The sequence below is a fragment of the Embleya scabrispora genome (genome assembly GCF_002024165.1).
Lineage (GTDB): Bacteria > Actinomycetota > Actinomycetes > Streptomycetales > Streptomycetaceae > Embleya > Embleya scabrispora_A.
On sequence record NZ_MWQN01000001.1, the window covers coordinates 4,190,535 to 4,213,516 of the forward strand.

Annotated in this window: 14 protein-coding genes and 2 pseudogenes; 6 read left to right on the forward strand and 10 right to left on the reverse strand. The window is 72.2% G+C overall.

Annotation, left to right across the window (positions count from 1 at the left end; all coding sequences use genetic code 11):
* Nucleotides 1–349 precede the first annotated feature (349 nt).
* On the reverse strand, nucleotides 350–991 hold the full coding sequence (locus B4N89_RS18560; RefSeq protein ID WP_101897319.1) for a GntR family transcriptional regulator: 642 nt from the start codon (nucleotides 989–991) through the stop codon (nucleotides 350–352).
* A 98-nt stretch (nucleotides 992–1,089) separates the two neighbouring features.
* On the opposite strand from B4N89_RS18560, the pseudogene B4N89_RS51485 reads away from it, so the two are divergent.
* Nucleotides 1,090–1,623: pseudogene (locus B4N89_RS51485) on the forward strand (YbhB/YbcL family Raf kinase inhibitor-like protein); the annotation flags it as partial.
* A 51-nt stretch (nucleotides 1,624–1,674) separates the two neighbouring features.
* Nucleotides 1,675–2,127, forward strand: a pseudogene (locus tag B4N89_RS51490) (SRPBCC family protein); the annotation flags it as partial.
* Nucleotides 2,128–2,217: 90 nt separating this feature from the next.
* Here the strand turns inward: B4N89_RS51490 and B4N89_RS18570 are convergent.
* From B4N89_RS18570 to B4N89_RS18585, 4 genes are all read right to left on the reverse strand, one after another.
* Nucleotides 2,218–3,408 carry a serine hydrolase domain-containing protein gene (locus B4N89_RS18570; RefSeq protein ID WP_414646378.1) on the reverse strand — a complete coding sequence of 397 codons (1,191 nt, stop codon included), beginning with the start codon at nucleotides 3,406–3,408 and terminating at the stop codon, nucleotides 2,218–2,220.
* Between the two features lie 304 nt (nucleotides 3,409–3,712).
* The gene (locus B4N89_RS18575; RefSeq protein ID WP_078976945.1) at nucleotides 3,713–4,315 is read right to left on the reverse strand and encodes an acyltransferase; all 603 of its coding nucleotides are present in this window, start codon (nucleotides 4,313–4,315) and stop codon (nucleotides 3,713–3,715) included.
* Between the two features lie 46 nt (nucleotides 4,316–4,361).
* Entirely contained in the window at nucleotides 4,362–5,894 is a 1,533-nt protein-coding gene (locus B4N89_RS18580) for a glycosyltransferase (protein WP_143658013.1), read from the reverse strand.
* Between the two features lie 222 nt (nucleotides 5,895–6,116).
* Complete coding sequence (locus tag B4N89_RS18585; protein ID WP_078976947.1) at nucleotides 6,117–7,190, reverse strand: glycosyltransferase family 2 protein; 1,074 nt, start codon at nucleotides 7,188–7,190, stop codon at nucleotides 6,117–6,119.
* Nucleotides 7,191–7,540: 350 nt separating this feature from the next.
* Here B4N89_RS18585 and B4N89_RS18590 point away from each other — a divergent pair, with 350 nt between their 5' ends.
* The 4 genes from B4N89_RS18590 (at nucleotide 7,541) to B4N89_RS18605 (ending at nucleotide 15,359) form a co-directional block, all read left to right on the forward strand.
* Nucleotides 7,541–9,067: an LCP family protein gene (locus tag B4N89_RS18590; protein ID WP_078976948.1), complete on the forward strand. Its 1,527-nt coding sequence runs from the start codon at nucleotides 7,541–7,543 to the stop codon at nucleotides 9,065–9,067.
* A 78-nt stretch (nucleotides 9,068–9,145) separates the two neighbouring features.
* The gene (locus B4N89_RS52650; RefSeq protein ID WP_078976949.1) at nucleotides 9,146–10,534 is read left to right on the forward strand and encodes an LCP family protein; all 1,389 of its coding nucleotides are present in this window, start codon (nucleotides 9,146–9,148) and stop codon (nucleotides 10,532–10,534) included.
* 153 nt (nucleotides 10,535–10,687) lie between these two features.
* Nucleotides 10,688–12,520: an HSP90 family protein gene (locus B4N89_RS18600; protein WP_078976950.1), complete on the forward strand. Its 1,833-nt coding sequence runs from the start codon at nucleotides 10,688–10,690 to the stop codon at nucleotides 12,518–12,520.
* Between the two features lie 10 nt (nucleotides 12,521–12,530).
* Entirely contained in the window at nucleotides 12,531–15,359 is a 2,829-nt protein-coding gene (locus B4N89_RS18605; RefSeq protein ID WP_078976951.1) for a hypothetical protein, read from the forward strand.
* 78 nt (nucleotides 15,360–15,437) lie between these two features.
* On the opposite strand, the gene B4N89_RS18610 is transcribed toward B4N89_RS18605, so the two are convergent.
* The 5 genes from B4N89_RS18610 to B4N89_RS18630 form a co-directional block, all read right to left on the reverse strand.
* Nucleotides 15,438–15,911: a DUF6299 family protein gene (locus tag B4N89_RS18610; RefSeq protein ID WP_078976952.1), complete on the reverse strand. Its 474-nt coding sequence runs from the start codon at nucleotides 15,909–15,911 to the stop codon at nucleotides 15,438–15,440.
* A gap of 70 nt (nucleotides 15,912–15,981) precedes the next feature.
* Nucleotides 15,982–16,473 (reverse strand): GNAT family N-acetyltransferase, encoded by a 492-nt coding sequence (locus B4N89_RS18615; protein WP_235618686.1) that lies wholly within the window; start codon nucleotides 16,471–16,473, stop codon nucleotides 15,982–15,984.
* A 470-nt stretch (nucleotides 16,474–16,943) separates the two neighbouring features.
* Nucleotides 16,944–18,782, reverse strand: a complete 1,839-nt coding sequence (locus B4N89_RS18620; RefSeq protein WP_143658015.1) for an LCP family protein — start codon at nucleotides 18,780–18,782, stop codon at nucleotides 16,944–16,946.
* 342 nt (nucleotides 18,783–19,124) lie between these two features.
* Nucleotides 19,125–20,630, reverse strand: a complete 1,506-nt coding sequence (locus tag B4N89_RS18625; protein WP_161500752.1) for an LCP family protein — start codon at nucleotides 20,628–20,630, stop codon at nucleotides 19,125–19,127.
* Nucleotides 20,631–20,786: 156 nt separating this feature from the next.
* Nucleotides 20,787–22,184: an LCP family protein gene (locus tag B4N89_RS18630; RefSeq protein WP_078979450.1), complete on the reverse strand. Its 1,398-nt coding sequence runs from the start codon at nucleotides 22,182–22,184 to the stop codon at nucleotides 20,787–20,789.
* Nucleotides 22,185–22,982 lie beyond the last annotated feature (798 nt).

Genomic DNA, 22,982 nt, shown 5'->3' on the forward strand with positions numbered 1-22,982 from the left:
GTGCCGATCATGTCGGTCCCGACTCGAACGCCATGCCCCACTGACCGGGCCGTTCCTGGGCCGTCCACGGTCTACGGTTACGGCGTCGCGTCCGAAGGCCGCGGCCTCTCGTCGATGGTCGCCCTGGTCATGGCCGGGATCGACTTCTACGCCGTCTTCGGCCTCGTCGTCCGCTCGGCAGTCGCGCGCGTTCACGGCAACGGCCGTGGGGCACACGTCGCTTCTGTTCTGGGCGCTCTTCCTCGTCGGCATCGGCTCCTGGCGCTGGGCGGCGACTCTCCGGTGCGCGCTCACGTCGCCTTCTGCTTCGCGATTCGACAGGTCGGCCCGGTGACGAATCGGAGCCCGATCAGCCTTCCGGCGTGGTCAGGGCCGCGGCGGTTCGGGTGAGGTGTGTGGTCAGGACCTCGGCCGCCGTGTCCGCGTCGCGGGCCAGGGCCGCCTCCTCCAGGCGGCGGTGCTCCTCGATGCCGTCGCGGTCCGGGTTGCGGTAGGCCGACCAGCGGCGGGCCAACTCGCTTGCGACCCACATACGATCGAACGTCTCCATCAGGACCGGATTGCCACAACCCTCCAGCAGCGTGCGGTGGAAGAGCCGGTGTGCCTCTGCCCAAGCGGCGCTGTAGTACTCGCCCTCGGCGGAGTCGTAGGGCGGAGTGCGGGCCAGCCGGTGGTGCGCCGCCCGTACGCGCGCCTCCCAGTCCACGTCGCCGCGCTCGACGGACATGCGCAGCACGATCGGTTCCACGACCCGGCGCGCCTCGGCGACCTCCTGCCACCGCCGATCCGAGAAACCCGGCACGGCGAACCCTCGATTGGGCAGCCGGTCCGCCAGCCCCTCGCCGACCAACCGCACCAGCGCCTCGCGCACGACGGCCAGGCTCACGCCCTGCGCCCGAGCGAGCTCCTGCGGCTTGAGCGCATCGCCCGGCGCATACGAACCGCGCATGATCGCGTCGCGCAGGCAGTCGTACACCTGCTCGGAGAGCATCTGCTTCGCCGGTGCGGGCGAGGCCGGGAACGTCTGGGTCACGTCGCTCACTATAGACGATCCTCCAGATAATCGATTATCCGTGTTATCGTCGATCCATGAGCACCGATAACCCCTTCACCGGCCTCTCCGAGACCGCCCCGTTCACCGTGACCAGCACCTCCGTCGCCAACGGCGCTTCCTGGGCGCCCGCGCAGCTCTCGGGCATGTTCGGCATGCCGGGCGGCAAGGACCTCTCCCCGCATCTCTCCTGGAGCGGAGCGCCGGAAGGCACCAAGAGCTACGCCGTCACGATCCACGACCCCGACGCCCCCACCGGATCCGGTTTCTGGCACTGGGCGGTCGCCGACATCCCCGCCGGCGTCACCGAACTCCCCGAGGGCGCGGGCGACGACACCGGCTCGGGCCTGCCCGAGGGCGCCTTCCAACTGCCCAACGACGCCCGCGCGGCCCGCTTCGTCGGCGCCGCCCCGCCGGCCGGGCACGGCCGGCACCGCTACCTCGTGGTCGTACACGCGCTCGACGTCGAGTCCATCGGCGTCCCCGCCGACGCCACCCCGGCCCTGCTCGGCTTCACCATGTTCGGGCACACCCTCGGCCGCGCGACCCTGACCGCCACGGCGCAAACGCCGGGCGAGGGCGAGGAGATCGTCCCGGTCGAGGCCGGCGAACGCGTCGAGGTCTCCCGCCTCGTCCCGGCGCCCGCCGAAGCCGTCTTCGCGATCCTGACCGACCCGCGGGGCCACGTGGACATCGACGCGTCGGGAATGCTCCTCGACGCCGAGGGCGGACCGGTGGAACGCCCCGGCGACCGCTTCGTGGTCCACATGGACCGGGAAGCCCTCGGGGACTTCCCCCTGGGCAAGTACGACGTCGAGGTCGTGATCACCAAGCTCGTCCCGAACGAGGAGATCGCCTGGACCGTCGAGGGCCGCATCCGACCGCACGTCCGCCACGTCTACGGCTACCGGTTGGAGCCGGCCGAGGGCGGCACCCTCGTGACGTCCTACTACGACTGGTCGGAACTCGCCGAGGAGTGGAAGCGGCGCCTCACCTTCCCGGTGGTCCCCGAGTCGGCGCTCAAGGCCACCCTCGGAATCCTCGAACGCACCGTGCGCCGCCGCGCCGCGGCCTGACCGACGGCCCGAGCACCCCGACGCCCCAGGGGCGTCCGACGAGTCGCACGTCCACCGCCGACTCGTCGGACGCACCCGGGAGGCCCGGGCTCAGCGCCGGCAGAGCGCCCCGGTCACGATGTCGTCGACACGCTGCCTGGCGGCCTCGTCGCCGAGTTGCACGGTGACCGCCACGTTGGCCGCGCGGCCCGAGTCGGTGGCGCCGCCCCGGGTTTCGTAGCCCGGGAAGCTGCCGCCGTGGCCCCAGTACAGCTCGCCGCCGTCACCGCACGGCAGCGGCTTGCTGACCAGACCCAGGCCGTAGCGGGCGCCGGGGCCGAAGGTCTTCTCGGCCGGGCGGGTGTCGGCGCGCATCTCGGCGAGTTGGGCCGGCTCGAGGAGGTCGCCCTTCAGGAGCTTGCCGTAGAAGCGGTTCAGGTCGGAGTCGGTGGACACCATCTGGCCCGCCGACCACGCCCACGACGGGTCCATCTCGGTGATGTCGGTCAGCGGGGCACCCGGCGACTCCCGGTCGTAGCCCCTGGGGTGCGGGCCCCGGATGGTGCTGTCGTGCGGGGCGGGGAAGTAGGTGTCGCGCAACCCGATGCGCTTGATGATGCGTTGGTCGAATTCTCGGGCGATGGGGTGCCTGGTCACCTTCTCGACGAGCATGCCCGCGAGGACGTAGTTCGTGTTGCTGTACTTCCAGCTCTCGCCGGGCGCGAAGTCGGCCGGGTGTCGCAGCGCGATGTTCACCAGCTCGCGCGGCTCGTAGTAGCGCAGTTGCAGGTTGTACTCGGTGTAGTTGGGCAGCCCGCTGGTCTGCTGGAGCAGGTGTCGGACGGTGATGACGTTCCCGTCGATCCCGTCGCCGTGGACCACGCCCGGCAGGTAGGTCTCGATCGGCTCGTCGAGTCGGATCCTGCCCTCGCCGACCAGTTGCAGCACCACCACCGCGGTGAACGCCTTGGTGTTGCTGCCGACCCGGACCCGGCCGTCCCGGGGCACCTTCGCGCCGGTGGCGATGTCGCCCACGCCCGCGGTGTACGTACGGGTGTGCCCGTGCCGGTCCGCCACGCTTGCGAGCGCGCCCGGCGCACCGACGGAGCCCGCCGGCCCGACCAGCGAGTCCAAGCCGCGCTGTACGCCGTCCGGCCGGCCGCCGGCCGACGCCGCGGGCGGCGCCATCACCCCCGCCACGATCAGGCCGGCGGCCAGCGCCGCCACGGCCGAGACCGTGCCGCGCCGGCCGATCCGGGGTCGTCGGGAAGGGTGGTGCGTGTGCCGTGCCGATGAACGCACGAGTCGGCTCCTGTGGGGGTGTCGGTCGGTTGCCTGATCCAGGATCCGCGCCCGCACCCACCCGGCACGATCCGGCCAACCTCCCGACTCGGGGTAGTGCCACCACGAGTGGGCGCTCACCGGAGGCATCGGCCAGGTCGCGGAGGTGGCCCGCCTCGGGGCCGACGGTCAGCAGGCCGCTCGTGGCGCCGGCCTCCTCGGCCGGCCGGGGGCGGTTCGTGGCGGTCGGCCAACCGGTCCACCGCCGGCGCGTGTTCCTCGGTTGCGGCGAAGTCGGCGAGCGCGGCGTGGTCCTGCCTTCGGATCAGGGCCGCGGCTGCGCCGCCGTCATCGTCAGCTCGCCGTCCCGCTCCGTGAACAGGTCGCCCGTCTCCGGGCAGCGCCACGATCCGTCGCCGGTCGGGGTCAGCGGTACGCCGGCGCGGCCCACCCACTTGATGCGGCGGGCCGGTACGCCGGCCATCAGGGCGTAGTCCGGGACGTCGCGGTGGACCACGGCGCCCGCCGCGATCAGGGCCCAGCGGCCGATCGTGACGCCCGCCACGACCACGCTCCTGGCGCCCACGGCGGCGCCCTGACGAACCGTCACGCCCTGTGCGTGCCAGTCCTGTTCGCCCTTGATCCGACCGTCGGGCGTGACCGCGCGCGGATACATGTCGTTGGTCAGCACCACCGCGGGGCCGATGAAGACGCCGTCCTCCAGGACCGCCGGCTCGTACACCAGGGCGTGGTTCTGCACCTTGACGTTGGCCCCGACGCGCACCGCGGGGCCGATGTACGCGCCGCGCCCGATCACGCAGTTCGGGCCCAGGACCGCGTCCTCCCGGATCTGGGCGAGGTGCCACACGCGGGTGCCGTCGCCGATGGTCGCCGACTCGTCCACGTCCGCGCTCGGGTCGATTGCCATGTCCCGAACGCTAGTGCCCGCCCGGTCCCCGCGCCCGGGAAAGCGCTCACTCGGCCGCGACGCCCAGGAATCGGGCGAGGATCCGGGCCGAGCGCCGGCCGTCGTGGTGTTCGGCGACGTAGGCCGGTCCCCGCGCGGCCACCTCGCGCGCCGCGTCGGGCTCGGCGGCGACCTCCTCCAGGACCTCGGCGAGCGAGTTCGGGTCGGCGGCGCGGATCGGCAGGTCGGCCGGCAGGTGCTCGGTCGCCGACTCGTGGAGGTAGCAGATCGTCAGTCGACCGGCCGCCATGCCCTGACACGACGTCATCCCGTAGGAGCCGCAAGCGAATTGGTCGAGCACGATGTCGGCGTCGGCGAACAGCGCCGGGAGTTCGGCGGCGGGTCTGTTCAGGATTCGGCGGTATTCGATCAGGCCGATGTCGTGCAGCCGGCGCAGCGTCGGCTCGATCCGCGCGGTGCCGCGCAGGAAGGGGCCGGCCATCACGTGCACCACGACCGGCCGTTCGCGGGTGAGCACGGGGGTCTCGGTGCGCCAGTCCGCCGGGTCGAGCACGGCCGGCAGCCAGACCGCGTCCGGCACGTCGGCGATCAGGTCGGGCGTGGCCACGAACGTCGGCACCTCCAGGCCGCGCAGGACCGGCAGCAGTCGGTCCACCTTGGCCTGGAGCGCGTGGGTCAGCTCGTAGCGCGGGTCGAACGGGGAGAACTCGACCCGGGCCCGATGCGCCGCCGGATCGCGCACCTCCGAGCCGTACAGGACCAGCCCGAGCGCGATCCCGGCCGCCCGCAGCTCGGCCAGGTCGGTGTCCACCCAGGAGCCGCCGAGTCGGCCGAACGCGGGCATCCCGCACTCGGCGAGCACGTGCGTATAGCGGTCCAGGACCTCGGCGAGCCGGCCCAGCTGCCAGCGGGTGGACAACCAGTCGTCGGTGCCGATCGCCCGATCGGTGGGGTGACCGAGGGTGTTCGCCGAGGTGAGCGCGGCCGACTCGGCCCGTACCCCGGGCAGGTGCCGCTCCACCGCGCGGGCCCACGCGTGGCCCTGCCCGGCGGTGTTGGTCGGCCCGATCCCGAGCACGGGGGAGGGCGTCGGCGCCGGCACCGCGTCGGCCGCGAACGCGCGCACGTACGGCTCGTACGCCCGGGCGCAGCGCGCCGCCCACGCCGTCGCGTCGCGCTCGACCTCGGCGCGGTGCCGGTTGCGGACCGCGTCCAGGTCGCGCTGGGCCATCATCCGGCGCAGGCCGCGGATCACCCCGCCGCCGTCCAGGGCCTCGACCGCGGCCCGGGCCGCGGCCAGTTCGGCGGTCCGGGCCGGGTCGACCGGCACCCGCAGCGACCGCACCACGCCGGTCTCGAAGACCTCGACGGACGTGGTCACCGCGACCGTCTCGGCCGGCGCCACGTGCAGCGTGTACGTGCCCTCGACCGGATCGTGCGGCACCTGCTCGCCCACATCCGTGTGGGTGACGACGACCCGTCGCAGTCGCTCGGGCGGGGTGAATCCACGGTCCTCCGCGGCCTGCCGGGCGTCCGGAATCGCCACACCCGCGGCCACAACCGAGTCCCTGTCGCTCATCGCCGTCGTCTCCCAAGGCCGTGCCGACTGTTCACAGACTGTCACCGGGGACGAGCGGTGACCAGCGCCGCCACGTTACTTGGCTTTACCGATAGGACCCGGTTTCCACCGGGGGGCACGGCGCGTCGGATCGGGAAGCGGGCGCACCGCGCCCGCGGATACGCGTCGGCCCGAGTCGCACACACGGGCGACCCGGGCCGGCGCGATGTTCGCGGGGTGTCCTCAGCCGGACTCCTCGGCGTCTCGTTCCGTACCCGCCTCGACCCGCTCGGCCAGGCTCTTCGGGCTGGTCAAAAAGCCCGCGCCCCACGAGCCGTGCATCGTCGCGAGCACCCCGGGCAGCCGGACCAGCGCGTTCGGGCTCAGATCGCGGCCCTCCCACGCGGCGCCGGCGAGGATGCCCATCGCATACCCGCCCGGCACCAGCCAGCCGACCTTGCGCCCGGACAGGCCCACCACGGTCCCCGCGGCCACCGCGGCGAGCGCGGCCGGCGGGGCCAGGTAGCGCAGGTTGACCGAGCCCTCGTGGTGCCGGGTGACCACCCGGCGCCAACGGCCGTAGTCGAAGTACTGCTTCGCCAGCGCCTTCGTGGTCGGCCGGGGTCGATACGAGACCTCGAGTTCGGGGGAGAACCAGATCAGATAGCCGGCCTGCCGGATCCGATAGTTCAGCTCCCAGTCCTGGGCCCGTACGAACTCCTCGTTGTAGCCGCCCAGTTCCTCCAACACCTCGCGGCGGAAGACGCCGAGGTAGACGGTGTCGGAGGGGCCCGCGCCGCCGCCGGTGTGGAAGCGCGCGTTGCCGACGCCGAGCTTGGAGGTCATCGCCCGCGCGACGGCCTCCTCGTACGGCGTGGTGCCCTCGGCGTGCATCAGCCCGCCGACGTTGGCCGCGCCGGTCTCGGCGAGCAGTCGCACGGCGGTGGAGATGTAGCCCGGCGGCAGGATCCCGTGGCCGTCCACCCGCACGATCACGGGGTGACTCGACGCACGGATCGCCGCGTTGAGCGCACTGGGAGTGCGGCCGGTGGGGTTGGGCACGGTGCGCACGCGGGAGTCGTTCGCGACCAGTCGGGCGGCGATGGCGTCGGTGTCGTCCGTGGACGGACCGAGCGCGATCACCACCTCGATGTCGCCGAGGTAGTCCTGGGCGAGCACCCGCCCGACGGCCTCCTCGAGATGTCGGGACTCGTTGAGCACCGGCATGATCACGGAGACGGGCGGTTTTTCGGGAAGCGGCTCCACCCGGCGAGCAGGAGGCTCGGGCGTGGCGGGCTCGTCGGCGGTGTGATTCATCGTCTCGGAGCGTACTGCGAACGGCCCCCTCGCCGGGCATCGACCGGGCGGGCGAGCGGGTATCGAGCGGACGACGACCGGGCGAGCGGGTATCGAGCGGACGACGACCGGGCGAGCGGGTATCGAGCGGACGAAGCCGGGCGGGCGAGCGGGCGCCGACCGTCGGCGTGCCGCTGCGGTTCGTTCCCGGTCCCGCTTTACGGTGGTTCGACGCCCACCGCAACCGTGGCCGGACGACGAGGCGTCCTTCGGGTGTAAGCGGGTACGGATGCACATCCGCACGGCGCGCGCGACGGCGCGCAACGGAACGGCGGGACGAGATCGGTCCGCGAGGAGGGACACCGCACCCCATGGCGACAACCGGCGGCCGACCCTCGGCGAGAACCCCCCGGGGCGACCGGAACGGGCAGCGTGTCGGCCGCAACTGGCTGGTGCTGCTCACCGGCGCGCTGGCCGCGGCGATCCTGGCCACCAGCGGCATCGGCTGGGCCTGGGTGAAGCACTTCGACGGGAAGATCCAACGGATAGACCCGTTCAAAGGCCTGACGGACCGTCCGGACACCGGCTCCGGCAAGGACCTGAACTTCCTGATCGTCGGCTCGGACAACCGCGAGGGCATCCCCAAGGAGACGCTGAACAAGCTGCACGCGGGCGGCGAGTCCTGCGACTGCACCGACACGATCATGATCGTGCACCTCAACGGCAAGCGGGACCGGGCGACCATCACCAGCCTGCCGCGCGACAGCTACGTGGACTTCCCCGCGCACAAGGACAAGACCACCGGGCAGCAGCGGGGCCCGTCCAAGGGCAAGATCAACGCCGCGTACACGCTCGGCGGCCCGTCGCTGACCGTGGCCACCGTGGAGAAGGCCACCGGGATCCGGATCGACCACTACATCGAGGTCAACTTCGTCTCCTTCGTCAGCGTCGTGGACACCCTCGGCGGTATCGAGATGTGTACGCCCAAGGCGCTGCGCGACCCCAAGTCGGGCCTGGACCTGCCCGCCGGCACCAGCAAACTGGACGGCGTCAAGGCGCTGCAGTTCGTCCGCGCCCGCTACATCGCCAGCGACCCGACCGGCGACATCGGTCGCACCCAGCGCCAGCAGAAGTTCATCACCCAGGTGCTCGCGAAGGCGACCTCCTCCGGCACGCTGACCGACCCGCTCAAGCTCAAGAACGTGCTGGACGCGGTGCTCGGGTCGATCAAGGTGGACGAGGGGATGAGTCCGCAGTCCTTCCTGGAACTGGGCACCAAGATGCGCAACCTGTCCAATTCGGGCGTGACCTACGCCCAGGTGCCGCTCAAGAGCATCGACCACCAGGTTCCGGAGTGGGGCTCGACGGTGTTGTGGGACGACGCCAAGGCCCCCGGCCTGTTCCGGGCGATCCGCGAGGACAAGGACCTGATCGCGCCGCCGGAGAAGAAAGCCGACGGGCCGAGCCCGAGCGTCGCCGTCGCGCCCTCGCCGGTGTCGGTGGAGGTGGCGCCGGGCGACATCTCGGTGCAGGTGTACAACGGCACGCCGACCACGGGCCTGGGTACGCGCGCGTACGACGACCTCAAGGGCGCGGGTTTCGCCGTGGCCGGTCCGCCGCGCGGCTCCAACGCCTCGGACGGGACGCGCACGATCATCCGCTACGACCCCAAGTGGAGCCGTTCGGTCAAGACGGTGCAGGCCGCGCTGCCGGGCGCGACCTCGGAGCAGGTCACCGGCCTGGGCCGGACGATCGAGGTGATCGTGGGCTCGTCGTATCCGGGCCTGACCCCGGTTCGGGTCGGCGCCACGAACGCCGAGACGCCCTCGGCCGACCCGGCCGCGCCGAGTCCGGCATACTCCGCCAAATCCGGTGATGACGTCTCATGTAAGAAGTGAGCATCAAGTGTGGAACAGATGGTCGCCGAGTTCGGCATTCGGTTGCCTCGGGGCTGATCCAGTGACAGCTTCGGGGACATGAACACGTGGCCGCCGGGGTGGGCGGATGGCGACCAGCAGCCGCAGCAGCCTCCCCCGGGAACGATTCCGAGCCGCCCCGGCGGGAACGCCGCGGGCGGCTATCCACCGCCGCCGGCGCAGAGCCCGAGCGGATACCCGCCGCCGCCCCGGACCCCCGACGGCTACCCGCGCCCGCATCCCGGTGCGGCCGGGCCGGGCGGCGTGCCGCCGGTGCAGGGGCCGCCCGGTGCGGACGGCTACCCGCCCCAGCCGTCGTACGCCGACGCGAACGCCGCGCCGGCCGCACCGCCCGGGCCGCCGCCGCAGCGCGCCCCGGGCGAGCCGGGCGGACCGGGTGGTCCCGACGGCCCCGGTGGTCCCGGTGGTCCGGGCGGCCCGCCCGCGCGCCCCCGGCGTCCGGCCAACGTCAAAAAGCGCATCCTCATCGGGATCGGCGTCTTCGTCGCGCTCGTGCTCACGTTCGGCGTGGTGACCTACTTCTGGGCCGACTCGAAGATCCGGCACGAGGACGTCCTGGACAACTACGCGGGCCGGCCCAAGGGCATCGAGGGCACCACGTGGCTGATCGTCGGCTCGGACAGCCGCGAGGGGCTGGACGCGACCGACCGCAAGAAGCTGCACACCGGCAAGGCCCCGGGCAAGCGCACCGACTCGATGATGCTCCTGCACAAGGGCAAGGGCGGCACCGCGCTGATCAGCCTGCCGCGCGACTCGTACGTGGACATCCCCGCGTTCAGCAAGAACGGCAAGACGGTCAAGGCGCAGAAGAACAAGCTGAACGCGGCCTTCGAGAAGGGCGGCGCGCCGCTGCTGGCCCGCACCGTGGAGATGGCCACCGGCATTCGGCTCGACCACTACGCGGAGATCGGGTTCGGCGGGTTCAACAACATCGTCAACGCGATGGACGGCGTGGACATCTGCCTCAAGGGGCCGATCAAGGACCCGAAGTCCGGGGCGGATCTGGAAGCCGGCTGCCAGACGCTGAACGGCGAGCAGTCGCTGGCCTTCGTGCGCTCGCGCTACTACGACCCGGCGCGCTCCGACCTGGCCCGGATGGAGAACCAGCAGATGTTCCTCAGCGCACTGGCCAAGAAGGCCAAGTCGGCGGGGATCCTGCTCAATCCGTTCAGCGCCTTCCCGGTCGCCGACGCCTCGCTGAGCGCGGTGACGGTGGACGAGGACGCGGGCCTGTTCGACCTGTACGACCTGTTCAAGGACATGGGCAGCCTGTCCGGCGGCAAGGGCGTCACCACCACGGTGCCGATCGCCAACCCCGGCCACATGGTCAAGGACATCGGCTCGACCGTGTTGTGGGACGACAAGGGCGCCAAGGCGCTGTTCCAGGCGCTGCGCGACGGCCGCACGGTGGACGCGACCAAGCACTGACCCGGGGGACGGGGCGCCGGATCAAGGTGCCCCGTCCCGCCCGTGGTGACTGATGGTCGACAAGTGACTCGCCGCCTGTCCCCGTCGTTTCGTACCATCGGCACTCGGCCGGGATGTCGGCCGGCGACCCTGCCCCGAGGTGACTGACTCCGCATGAACGACGCCGCGATATCCGACGCAGACCACACCTTCCAGGTCGATCTGCGGGGTCTGGTCGACCTGTTGTCGCACCACCTCTACTCCAGCCCGCGGGTATACCTGCGCGAGCTGCTGCAGAACGGCGTCGACGCGGTCACCGCGCGGCGGGCCGTCGATCCGCAGGCCGAGGCGGCGATCACCATCACGGTCGCCGACGGCGGGCTGCGCGTCGCCGACACCGGGGTCGGGCTGACCGAGGCCGACGTGCACCGCTTCCTGGCCACCATCGGCCGCAGCTCCAAGCGCGACGCGCTGGAGAGCGCGCGGCGCGACTACATCGGCCAGTTCGGCATCGGCCTGCTGGCCTGCTTCGTGGTCGCCGACGAGATCACCGTGGTGACCCGCTCGGCGCTGACCGACGCGCCGCCCGTGGAGTGGAAGGCGGGCGCCGACGGCCGCTACACGGTGCGCACCCTGGACCCGAGCGCACACGAAGTGCCGGGCACCACCGTGTTCCTGACCCCGCGTCGGGGCAGCGAGGCGTGGTTCGCCCCCGAGCGGGTGATCGAACTGGCCCGCGACTTCGGCGCGTTGCTGCCGTACCGGGTCACCGTGGTGGCCGCCGGCGAGCACATCCCGATCACCGAGACCCCCGCGGTGTGGGATCGCCCGTACCCGACGGTGGGTCTGCGGCGGGCCGCGCTGAGCGCCTACTGCGAGAGCCGGCTCGGCTTCACCCCCCTGGACGTGATCGACCTCGACGTACCGCTCGCCGGCGTGCGCGGCGCCGCGTTCGTCCTGCCCGAGGCGGTCAGCCCCGCGATGCGCGGCAAGCACCGCGTGCACCTCAAGGGCATGCTGCTCACCGAGAACGCCGACGGGCTGCTGCCCGACTGGGCGTTCTTCGTGCGCTGCGTGGTGGACACCGACACGCTGCGGCCCACCGCGTCGCGGGAGAGCCTGTACGACGACGAGTCGCTTGCCGGGGTGCGCGACGCGCTCGGCGGGCACATCCGGGACTGGCTCGCGGACCTGGCCGCGCACGACCAGCCGCGCCTGGCCCGGTTCCTGAGCGTGCATCACCTCGGCGTCAAGGCACTGGCCCGGCACGACGACGAACTGCTGCGCCTGGTGCTGCCGTGGCTGCCGTTCGAGACCACCGACGGGCGCATCGCGCTGGACGAGTTCGCCCGCCGGCACCCGGTCGTGCACGTGACCTCGACGGTCGAGGAGTATCGGCAGGTCGCGCCGATCGCGGCGGCGGCCGGCCTCGGCGTGGTCAACGGCGGCTACACCTACGACCTGGACCTGGTGTACCGGCTGGCCGAGATCCGGCCGGGCACCACCGTCGCCGAACTCGACCCGGACACCGTCACCGCGCATCTGGACGCGGTCGACCCGGCCGTGGAACTGGGCGCGGCGAGCTTCCTCGCGCACGCGCGGGCCGCGCTCGACCCGCTCGCGTGCGACCTGTCGCTGCGTACGTTCCAGCCGGTGACCGTGCCGGCGCTGCTGCTCGACGGGCGCGACGCGCGCGGGGAGCGCGGTCGGGCCGAGGCCGAGCAGGAGGCGGCCGGGCGGGGCGACGACCTGTGGTCGGGGATCCTCGGCTCGCTGCGCGACCAGGGCCCGCGCGCGCAGCTCGTGCTCAACCACCTCAACCCGCTGGTCCGCCGGATCGCCGGCCTGGCGGATCCGGAACTGGCCCGGGCCGCGGTCGAAGGGCTCTACGGCCAGGCCCTGTTGCTCAGCCACCGTCCGCTCACCTCGGCCGAGACCGGCCTGCTCGGCCGGTCCTTCCTCGGCCTGCTCGAGCGCGCCGTCCACCAGCCGAACCCCGCCGAATAGGAACCCTGGAATGGAAATCCGTGACGACGCCGGGTTCTTCGCTGCCCTGGACGCGAACGAGGAACAGCCCTACGGCAAGGCCCGTACCGCCCGCGCCGAGGAACTGGTCACCGTCGCCGAGCGCATGGGCAACGACGAGAACCTCGCCTGGGCGTTGCTGCGGCTGATCACCGCGTACAACTACGGCGGCGAGTCGCCGCGCACCCCGGTGCCGCTGTCCCGGCTGCTCGGGCTGTGGGACGAGCACCCCGAGGGCTTCGACGAGCAGCTGACCCACCACCTGTTCTGGGATCTGAAGTGGATCACCAGTTCGCTGCTCTCGGTGCCCGAGGTGCCGCTGACCGCGATCCGCGGCTACCTCGCCGACATGGAACGCCGCTACCGCACGGCCGGACACAGCCTGCGGCCGGTGCACCAGAGCCGGTTCTACCTGGCCCGGCACATCGGCGCCGACGCGGAGACCACCGAGGCGTTCGAGGCTTGGCTGGCGGCGGACCGGGACCGGCTGGCCGACTGCGACGCGTGCGAACGGCGCGAGCAGGCCCGCTGGTTGATCGCCCGGGGCCGGGACGCGGACGCGCTCGAACTGCTCGCGCCGACCCTGGACGGGGAGCTCACCTGCGCGGAGGAGCCGCAGGTCTCGCTGGCCACCTCGATGTTGCCGCTGGTGCGCGAGGGCAGCCCGGACCGGGCCCGGGCGCACCACCTGCGCGGCTACCGCTCCGTGCGGGGCAAGGTGAGCACGTACGCGGCGGTCGCCGAGCACATCGAGTTCTGCGCGCTGACCGGCAACGAGGGGCGCGGGATCGAGATCCTGGCCGAGCACCGGGCCTGGCTGGCGCGTCCGCAGAGCGATCCGTCGGACCACTCCGACTTCCTGGCCGGGGTCGCGGTGTTGCTGCGGCGCCTGGTCGCGGTGGGCGGGCCGGAGTTGGTGGTGTTCGAGGACACCACCGCCGGCGGGTTGGGGGAGACGGTCGAGCGGGAGTTGTTCGAGATCGCCGCGCGCTTCGACGCGCGCAACGGCAACGACGCGGTGAGTTCGCGGGTACGGCGTCGGTTGGCGGCGGTCCCGGTGGCGGATTCGCTGCCGCTGGGCCTGCGTTCCGTGCGGGTGGCGACGCGGGTTGCCGTCGGCCCCGCGGCAACTGTGGTCTCCGGTAGGGGGGTTGAGGAACTGCTCGCCTATGCGCGCGAGTTGGACGAGAAGGGGCATCCCCGGGCGGAGGCCGCCTGGCGGGACTACGCGGCGGCGGCGCGGGCGCGGGGGCAGGACGTGGATGTGTTCGCACTGGCCGCGATCAGCGAGGCGGACGGCATCGAACTGGTCGAGGAGGGCGAGTTCGCGGCCGGCGCCGCGGCCCTCGACCGGGCCGCGGCCGGCTATCTGGCGGCGGACGCGGCAGGCCGGGCGGTGGGCGCCGAGGTGCGGCTCGCGATGGCCCGGTTCCGCGCCGACGAGCCGGACGCGCTCGCGCTGTTCGAGGCGGCGCAGGTCAAGGCCGCCGGATTCCTGCCGGACGACGCCGCGCCGCTCGCGCTGGTCCTGCACCATCGCGCGATCGTGGCGCTGGCGAGCGAGGCCGAGGACGCGGACGCGATCCTGACCGAGCTGCACGACCTGGGCCGCGACCACGATCTGCGGCACCGCCAGTCGGCGGCGCTGCACATCCGGGCCGAGCGGGCACTCCAGGCCGATCGCACGGCGGACGCCGAGGCCGATCTGAGCGCGGCCATCACGCTGTGCCGGGAGGCCGAGCGGCCGTGGCTGGCCTGCCGGCCGCTGTTCCTGCGCAGCCAGGTGTGGATGCGGCTCGCCGACCCGGTGGCGGCCGAGGCGGACATGCGGGCCGCGCTGGAGACGGCCGCGTTCTACACCGAGCCGCAGTTCCCGGTCGGACACGCGCTGACCATGCTGGCCAACGCGATCGGGGCGCAGAACCGGCCCGAGGACGCGCTGCCGTTCGCGCTGGAGGCCGCGCACGTCTTCGACGACGAGGGCGACCCGGAGATGGCCGCGGCCTGCCGACGAGGTGCGGTGGGCATGTTGTTCGGCCTGGGTCGGGACGCCGAGGCCGCGGCGATCCTGGAGGAGCTGCTTCCGGAGGTCGAGGAGCACCACGGCCCCGAGCACGCGATGCAGGAGCGCTGGGCGCTCGGGTTGTGCCTGCGCCGACTCGGCGACACCCGGGAGGCGGCCCGGCACCTGGCGATGGCGGCGGAGACCGCGGTGAAGGTGGCCGACCGGGCGACCCAGGCGGAGCTGGCGGTGGCCGCGGCGCACGCGCTCGACGACGCGGGGATGGCCCCGCAGGCCCAGGCGGCGTTCGGACGGGCGATCGAACTGCTGCGCGCCGAGGGCGATGTGCGCGAGACGGTCCGGGCGCTGCGGGCCAAGGCGTGGAACATCGCGAGCAGCACCGACCGGGAGGACCCGTCGGGGGTGGATCGGGCGGTGGCGCTGTTCGCCGAGGCGCTGCGGGAGCTGGCGGGCGCCGAGACCGGTGCGGGGGCGGCGGACGACGAGGCGACGATGGTCGCGGTCGAGCGGGCGGGTACGCACCACCAACTCGCCCACCTGCTGGCCCGCGCCGACCGGCTGCACCCCGCGCGGGCGGCGGCCGACAAGGCGGCGACGGCGTACGTGGCGGTGCTGCCCGAAGAGGCGGACGGCTACCTCGACGCGGTGCAACTGGCGGCGCGGATCGAGGCGTTCGGCCTGGACGAGCGCCCGGCGGCGGTGGCCCGGTTGGATGTGGCGCTGAAGGTGTGCGCGACGAGCGGGATCGCGGCGGTGGAGGAACTGACCGAGCTGCGCGAGGAGTTGATCCGGGTCTGAGCCCGGGAAAGCGCGTCCGGTCGTGGTGTCCGGGGCGGCCGAGGGGCCGGATCGGACACCACGCCGGGCGACGGCGGCTCAGACGCGGGTGATCGTCACGTCGCGGGTCTCCTGCGCGAGGACGTTCGGCAGCACCGGGACCACGCCTTCGCCGCTTCGGAGTTCGAGCAGCGTCGCGTCGCCGCGCGCGGGACCGGGCACGAAGTCGAGCGGGGGCCGCTCGGAGCTGCGCCAGTCGTGCGTCAGGCCGTCGCACGTGGCGGCGTTCGCACCCATCGCGATGTGCAGGCCGGCCTGGCTGACGCTGCCACCGACCAACACGGTCCCGGCGTGGTCGGCCGAGCAGCGGTAGGTGCCGGAGATGGTGACGGTCCCGTCGGCCGTCACCCACACGGTGGGGTCGAGCGAAACCTGGTCGCCCGCGACCGGGAGCCGCCGCGCCTGCGGCTGTGCCTGTGCCTGTGCCTGTGCGGCAACCGGGACGAACGCGAGTGCGAGCCCGGCGAATCCGAGGGACAGGGCCACGGCCGTACGGCCGGAACTGATCATCATGCCGACGCCAACGATCCCCACCCCCGAAGGTTCCGCTCACGCATACGAACGGGGGACGCCGCCCGGGGAGTCAGTCGACGTCGAGGGTGGCTTCGAGGGTGTCGCCGTTGGGGGTGGGGGTGGCGCGGGTGCGCACCTGGGCGCCGGCGCCGGTGAGCAGGCGGCGGGCGGCGGTGTTGGTGTCGGTCGTGGTGGCGACGACGCGGGGTGCGCCCTGGGCTCGCGCTTCGGCGCGCAGGAGGGCGACGACGGCGCGGCCCACGCCTCGGCCCCGGTGTTCACGGCCGATCCACAGGCCGGTCTCCAGGTCGCCGTCCGGGGTCGGCTGGAGGCGGGCGGCGCCGACCACCACGTCGTCGACCAGGATCGCGTAGGTGGTGGGGGTGGCGGCCCATTCGTGATGGAAGGCCAGGAAGGCGGCCCGTCGATCGGCGGTCCACCCGGCCGCCCCGACCTCGACCGGCATCACCTCGCCCGGCTCGGCCCCGCGCACGGCCGCATCCAACAGGGAGGCCAACAACTCCTCATCCAACCGCCGAAGCACCACCCGGGAGTCATCCACCCCCAAAGCCTCCCCACCCCCAAAGCCCCCGTCAAACCCATTCCCACCCCCGCGACCACCCCGACACCGCCCACCCACCCCGCGCCCGACCGTGGCCGCGCCCGCAAGTCCAGTCGGCATCAGGCCGATCACCCGCGCGCCTCGCGGTCCGGTCCGCGCCCGGCAGCGCCGGTTCGCCCCCGGCCGGCCACCCACCCGCTCCGCGTCCGGCCGTGTCCGCGCCCGGCAAGTCGCGTTGGCGTCAGGCCGATCACCCGCGCGCCTCGCGGTCCGGTCCGCGTCCGGCAGCGCCCGTCCGTCCAAGCCGGCCGCCCACCTGCTCTGCGTCCGGCCACGCCCGTCTGCCCCCAGCCGGCCACCACCCACTCCGCGCCCCCGCTTCCGGCAAGGGTCGTCTTGGGGGCGGGGGCGGGGTGGCCGCGCCTCTTTCCTGCTTTTGGGGGGTGAGGCGCGGCCGTTGGTGGGGTGTGTCAGCGGTTTTTCTTGGGCGCGCAGACGTTTTTGTCGGCTGTTTCCATGTCGATGTTCTTCGGGGGATCCGTGGGTGGGGCCGCGTTGTTGGGCGGGGCGGTGCTCGGGTAGTCCTTGCCGATCAGGAGTTCGAAGCGGGTTACCGCGGTGGAGGTGCTCTCGGTCAGGGCGCTGTCGGGTAGGCCCGTTGCGGCGGCCAAGGCCTTGGCGGCGTCCAGGCGACCCTTGGGGTAGGTGATCGAGCTGGTCGCGTGGGTCTTGCCGTCCTTCGCGTTGCCCGCGCTGACCGCGACGAACTTGCGGCCGACCAGGTCCGCCGCCACCTCGTTGGCCCGCTTGTTGACCCCGCTGCCGTTGCGGACGTCGACCTTGAGCGTGGCCGGGTCCACCTTCGGCGCCTCCGGCGTCGGCGCGGTCGCCGGCTGCTGCTCCGCGGGCTTGTCGTCCTTGGTGACCGCGGTGTCCGTACGCAGCATCGCCATCAGGTTGTTGGCCTCGGGCTGCTTCGGCTGCACCTTGACCTTGGGCAGTGGCGGGTATTCCTCGACCGGAAGCGTGGTGAACGCCATCCGCTTCTCGGGGACCTTCTTCAACTGGTTGCCCAGCGAGATCAGCTTGTCCACGCCGCCGAGACCGTTGTCCACGGTCAGCGACTCCACCGCGATGTTGGCGATCTTGAACATGCCCTGGACGTTGGTCAACGACGCGCTGTTCTTGAGCTTGCGGGTGAGCGCCATCAGGAACGCCTTCTGCGCCTTGATCCGGGCCAGGTCGCTGCCGTCGCCGAAGGCGTGCCGCGCGCGCAGGAACTTCAGCGCGGTCTCGCCGCTGAGGTTCTGGTTGCCGGCGTCGAGCTTGAGGTCGGTGCCGCCCTGCTGGTTCGGCAGCACCGGGTCGTTGATCGGCTCCGAGATGCACATGTCCACGCCGTCGACGGCGTCGGTCATCTTCTTCACGCCGGTGAAGTCGATCATGATGTAGTGGTCCACCTGGACCCCGAGCATCTTGTCGACCGTGGACACCGTGCACGGCGGACCGCCGTTGGCCAGGCTCTCGTTGAACGACTGCGGCCCGTTGGAGGGGGGATACGTCTTGCCGTCCACGACACACTTGGGTATCTGCACCATGGTGTCGCGGGGGATGCTGACCAGCGTCGCGTTGCTGCGGTCGGCCGAAACGTGCATCAGGATCGTGACGTCGGCCAGGCCCTCGGTGTGCTCGGACGCGCCGTACTTCTTGCCGAGACCCTTACGGCTGTCGTTGCCGATCAGCACGATGTTCAGCGGCCGGCGCCCGAACGCGTCCTCCTCGGCCTTGGGGACGCCTTCGCTGCCCGCGTTCTTCGCGGTGGTGGATATTTTGCTGTCCAGATACTTGATGTAGCCGTACGCCGTGCCGGCCAGCACCACGATCAGCCCCACCACGGTGATCGCGATCCACTTGAGCCGCTTCTTCACCGTGCTCTTGGGCGCGGCCTTGTCCTTGCCCGCGGCGGCGTTCCGGGCGCCCGCGCGCCCGACGGGGGCCGTTCCCGCGCCACGCCGACGCGATGCCGACGGCGGCGCGTCGGCGGCGCCCTGATCCGAACCGGTACCCCGGCCCGAGGCGGCCTCCACCGCCGACGGCCGCCGCCGGCCCTCGGACGTACCCGCCGCGCCGGGGGTGCGCGGCCGGGTCGTGCCGGGGGCATCGACCGCACCGCCGCCCGGCGCCCGCAGCTCGAAGCTGCCGGTGTCCGGGTTCATCACCCACATGTCCGCGACGTCCGCGTCGTCCATGCCGCCCAGGGGATCGTTGTCCCCGGGCGCGCCACGATGCGGCCCGTTCCCTCTGTTCACGCCGAGATCCCCTCCGGCTGTACCCGCCGCACGGTCCCCCCGGCTGTGCACGGTCCTCTTGGCGACACCGGGGTTCCGGAGCCACCCACACGGAACCCGACGGTGATAAGTGATGGTCGGTATGAAGCAGCCACCATAACCGGCGAGATCTCGCCATGGTCACCGAGACTGCGAAGTCCTGACACTCGGATCATCGGAAAAGGCACAAAAACCTGATCCGACCGTTCCCGATCCGTCGTCAGTCGGTCGACAGCCGGTCATGGACCGGTCGTCGACCGGTCGAGGAGGAGCACGCACGAGCGTCCTGACCCGCACGTCGCGCCCTCCTCGACCAGGCACCGGTCATTTCCGGCGCGGTGAGGCGCACTTCGTGTCGTCGGCCGTCTCCAGGTTCAGGTCGGCGGCCCTGGGCGGCTCCGGCACCCGCTCGGGCCCGGCGCTCGCCGAACCCGTCGGCGCGCCGCTGCCGCCGGTACCCGCGTCGGGCAGATCCGCCCCGATCAGCAGCCTGATCGTGGTCTCCCCCGCGCGGGCCGCCTCCAGCGCGGTCTCCGGCAGGTTCAGCGCCACGGCGATCGCCTTGGCCTGTTCCTGCCTGCCGTCGGGATAGGTGATCCGACTGTTGGCGTGTTCCCGCCCGTCCGGCATGGGGGAACCCGAAGTCGCCTTGAAACCCAGCCGCTTGAGTGCGTCGACCACCGGGGTGATTCGTTTCCCCGCACTCCCGCTGTCCACCGTCACCCGGATCTGCGCCGCGTCGGACGGTGCGATCGTCTGCGGCGGTGCCGGCGTCTCGGTCACCGGCGCGGGCGGCGGATCCGTGGCCGGATCGCCCGTGGTCAACGGCCGATCGGCGCGGATCGCGGCCCACAGGTTGTCGGCGGCGGGCCGTCTGGGCTGGACCTGGTCCGGCGCGGGCCGGTAGGTCTCGGTCGGCAGCGTAGTGAACGCCATGCGTTTTTCCGGCACCTTCTTGATCTCGTCGGCGAGGTCGATCAGCTTGTCCACGCCCGCCAGGTCGTTGTCGACGGTCAACGCGCCGACCGCGCTGTTGGCGATCCGGAACATGCCGTCCACGTTGGTCAGTTTCGCGTTGCTCTTCAACTCGCGCGCCAGCGACGCCAGGAACACCTTCTGCGCCTCGATCCGCGCCAGGTCGCTGCCGTCGCCGAACGCGTGGCGCGCGCGCAGGAATTGCAGCGCGTCGTTGCCGCTCAAAGTGTTCGGGCCGGCCGGCAGGTCCAGTCCGGTGCCGCCGCGCTGACCGGACAGGACCGGGTCGTGGATCGGCGCGTCCAGGCAGATCGGCACGCCGCCGACCGCGTCGGTGAGGTCGCGGACGCCCTTGAAGTTCACCTCGATGTAGTGGTCGATGCGCACCTGGAGCATCCGGTCCACGGTCGCCACCGTGCACGGCGCGCCGATGCTGCGGAAGCTGTCGTTGAACTGGCCGAACCGGGCCTCGGTGACCTTCTTGTCCTTGCCCTTGCCGATCTCACACCGCGGGATGTCCACCATCGTGTCCCGGGGGATGTTCACCAGCGTGGCGTTGGAACGGTCGGCGGACAGGTGCATCAGGATCGCCACGTCGGCGAGCCCTTCGTGCCCCTCCGCGCCGTAGCGCCGGCCCTCGCCGATCCGGCTGTCGTTGCCGATCAGCAGGATGTTCATCGGACTTCGGCCCTGGGCGTCCTTCGGGGACGCCGGTGGCCGGTTGTTCTTGTCGGCGGTGATCTGGGTGTGGTGCAGCTTCCCGTTCAGGTACCGGATGTACCCGTACGCGCTGCCGGCCAGGATCAGCAGGACACCGACCACGGAGATCGCGATCCATTTGAGGCGCTTCTTCACTGTGCTCTTTCTGCGTCCGTCCCGTCCACCGGGTGCCGTGGGTCCCCCGGTTCCGGTCTCCGCGTCCGTGCCCATGCGTGGCGTCCCCTCCGGCGACCTGCCGGGGGCGTCGTGGTCCGCGACGTCCCCGGCTCTCCCTGATGCGGTGTCGATGAATCAGCCCGCGCACACGTCCTGTTCCGCCGTGCGTCCCGAGACGGTGACGATGGGGCTCGTGTCCGCGGGCGTGGTCGGCTTGGCCGACGGGATGCCGCTGGTCGAAGTGGGGTCTGCCGTGGACGTCGACGGGGGCGCGGTCGACCCCGGCGGGGAGGAACCGGCCGGGGACCGCGTGGTCGCGCCCTTGCCGGTCGCGCCCGTGCCCGGGGCGGTCGGGGTGACGGTCACCCGTTCGCCGTTCTCGTCGATCGTGGTGCGCGCGGACGGCAGCGGGGTCGCCGGCTGCTCGATCCGCACCTCGCCGTTGTTCTCGAAGCCGTTCTCGTCCTTGCCGCTGACGCCCTCGCCGACCGCGACCCGGTCGAAGCGGATCGCCTCGAACAGCCGGTCCGCCTTGGGCTGGACCAACTCGTCCCGGTCGGTGTCGAAGCGGTACGGCTGCCTGGGCACGGTCAGGAACGCGACCTTGTCGTTCGGGATGCCCTTGATGCTGTCGGACAGGTCCATCAGCTCCTTGAGCGAGCTCAGTCCCGGGTCGGCGGTGATCGACCGGGTTCCGGCGTCGAGGAGGTTGTACAACTTCCACGGCTGGGTCAGCATGTCGCCGACCTTGACCTTCTTAACGAGCGCGGCCAGAAAACGCTGCTGTCGGGTCATCCGTTGGGTGTCGCTGCCGTCGTCGACGTTCTTGCGGGCGCGTACGTAGCCGAGCGCCTGCTCGCCGTCGAGCTTGTGCTTTCCGGCCGGCAGGTCGAGTTTGGCCGCGGTGTCGCGCATCGGGCGGCTCAGGCACACCTCGACGCCGTTGACCGCGTCGACCATCTCCTTGAAGCCGGAGAAGTCGATCACGATGTGGTGGTCGACCCGGACCTTGGTCATCTGTTCGATGGTCTTGATCGTGCAGGCGGCGCCGCCGATCTCGAACGCGTGGTTGAACTGGTCCCGGTACGCCCGCGACTTGCTGCCGTCCGGCCGGACGCAGGAGGGGATGTCCACCATCAGGTCACGCGGAATGCTGACCGCGACCGAGCTTTTCCGGTCGGCGGCGAGGTGCAGCAGGATCGTGGTGTCGGAGCGCTTGGTGCCCTCGCCGATGTCGCCGTACTGCTTGTTGTCGCCGCTGCGGTCGTCCGAGCCCATCAGCAGGATGTTGGCCGCGTTGTGCGCTCCCGCCACCACCTGCGGGCGTTCGGCCTCCGGGCCGAGCTTCGCAGTCAGGTCCTCGGTGGTGATGTTGCCGTCCAGCTTGCGGTACAGGGTGTAGACCACCACGCTGCCGGCGACCAGGCCCAGGGCCACGGTGACGGTGACGCCGATCAGGACGCGCTTGTACACCCGGCGGCGCCGGTCGCGCCGGGCCCGCCGGTCGGCCGCCTTGCCGCCGTCGGCGGCCATCGCGGCCACGGCGGCGGTGAGCGGATCGCCGGCCGCCGGGGGAGGGTGGTGGCGGGGGCGGTGGAGGGCCCGGCCGCACCCGCCACGACCGGGGCCGCGCCGTCGGCGCCGTCGGCCGTGGTGGTGTGACCCGCCGCGCCGACAGCCGCCTCGGCCGCCGCGCCCTCGGCCGGCTTGGCTGCCGTGCCGGGAGTTGTCGTGTCTGCCGTGTTGGAGGCCACCTCGGCTGTCGCGCCTGCCGCGTCGGCCGTCGTGCCCTCGGCCGGAGTGTCTGCCGTGTCGGGGGCTGCCTCGGCTGTCGTGTCTGCCGTGTCGGGGGCGGCCTCGGTTGCCGTGTCCCCGGCTGCCGAATCTTCGCCCGAGTCGTCCGAGTTGCCTGCTGTGCCCTCGCTCGGGACAGCTGCTTTGTCCGCCGTGCTTTCGTCGACCTCGGCCGATGCGCTCGCTTCTGTGGCATGGGCGACCACGGCGGCGTCCTCCGCGCCCGGTGCGGGTGCGGGGCCGGCGGCCGCGGATTCGCCTGCCGGTTCGGCCGTGTCGGGCCCGGTCGCCGCACCCGAAGTCGGCGCCGCGGGCTCCGCGTCCGCCGAGGCGGCTGCGCCCGAGGCGCCCGGTGCCTCCGCGCCCGGTGCCTCCGCGTTCCGCGCGTTGCCGACTTCCGCGTTCTCCACCGGCCCGTTCGGGGGCGGAGTCGCGGATATGTCCGGTTCGGTCGGGGTCTCGGGCGCCGTTTCCGGGCTCGCGTCCCGACCGGATCCGGCCCGCTTGCCGGCCCGTTCGCTGTCACTCACGTCGTGT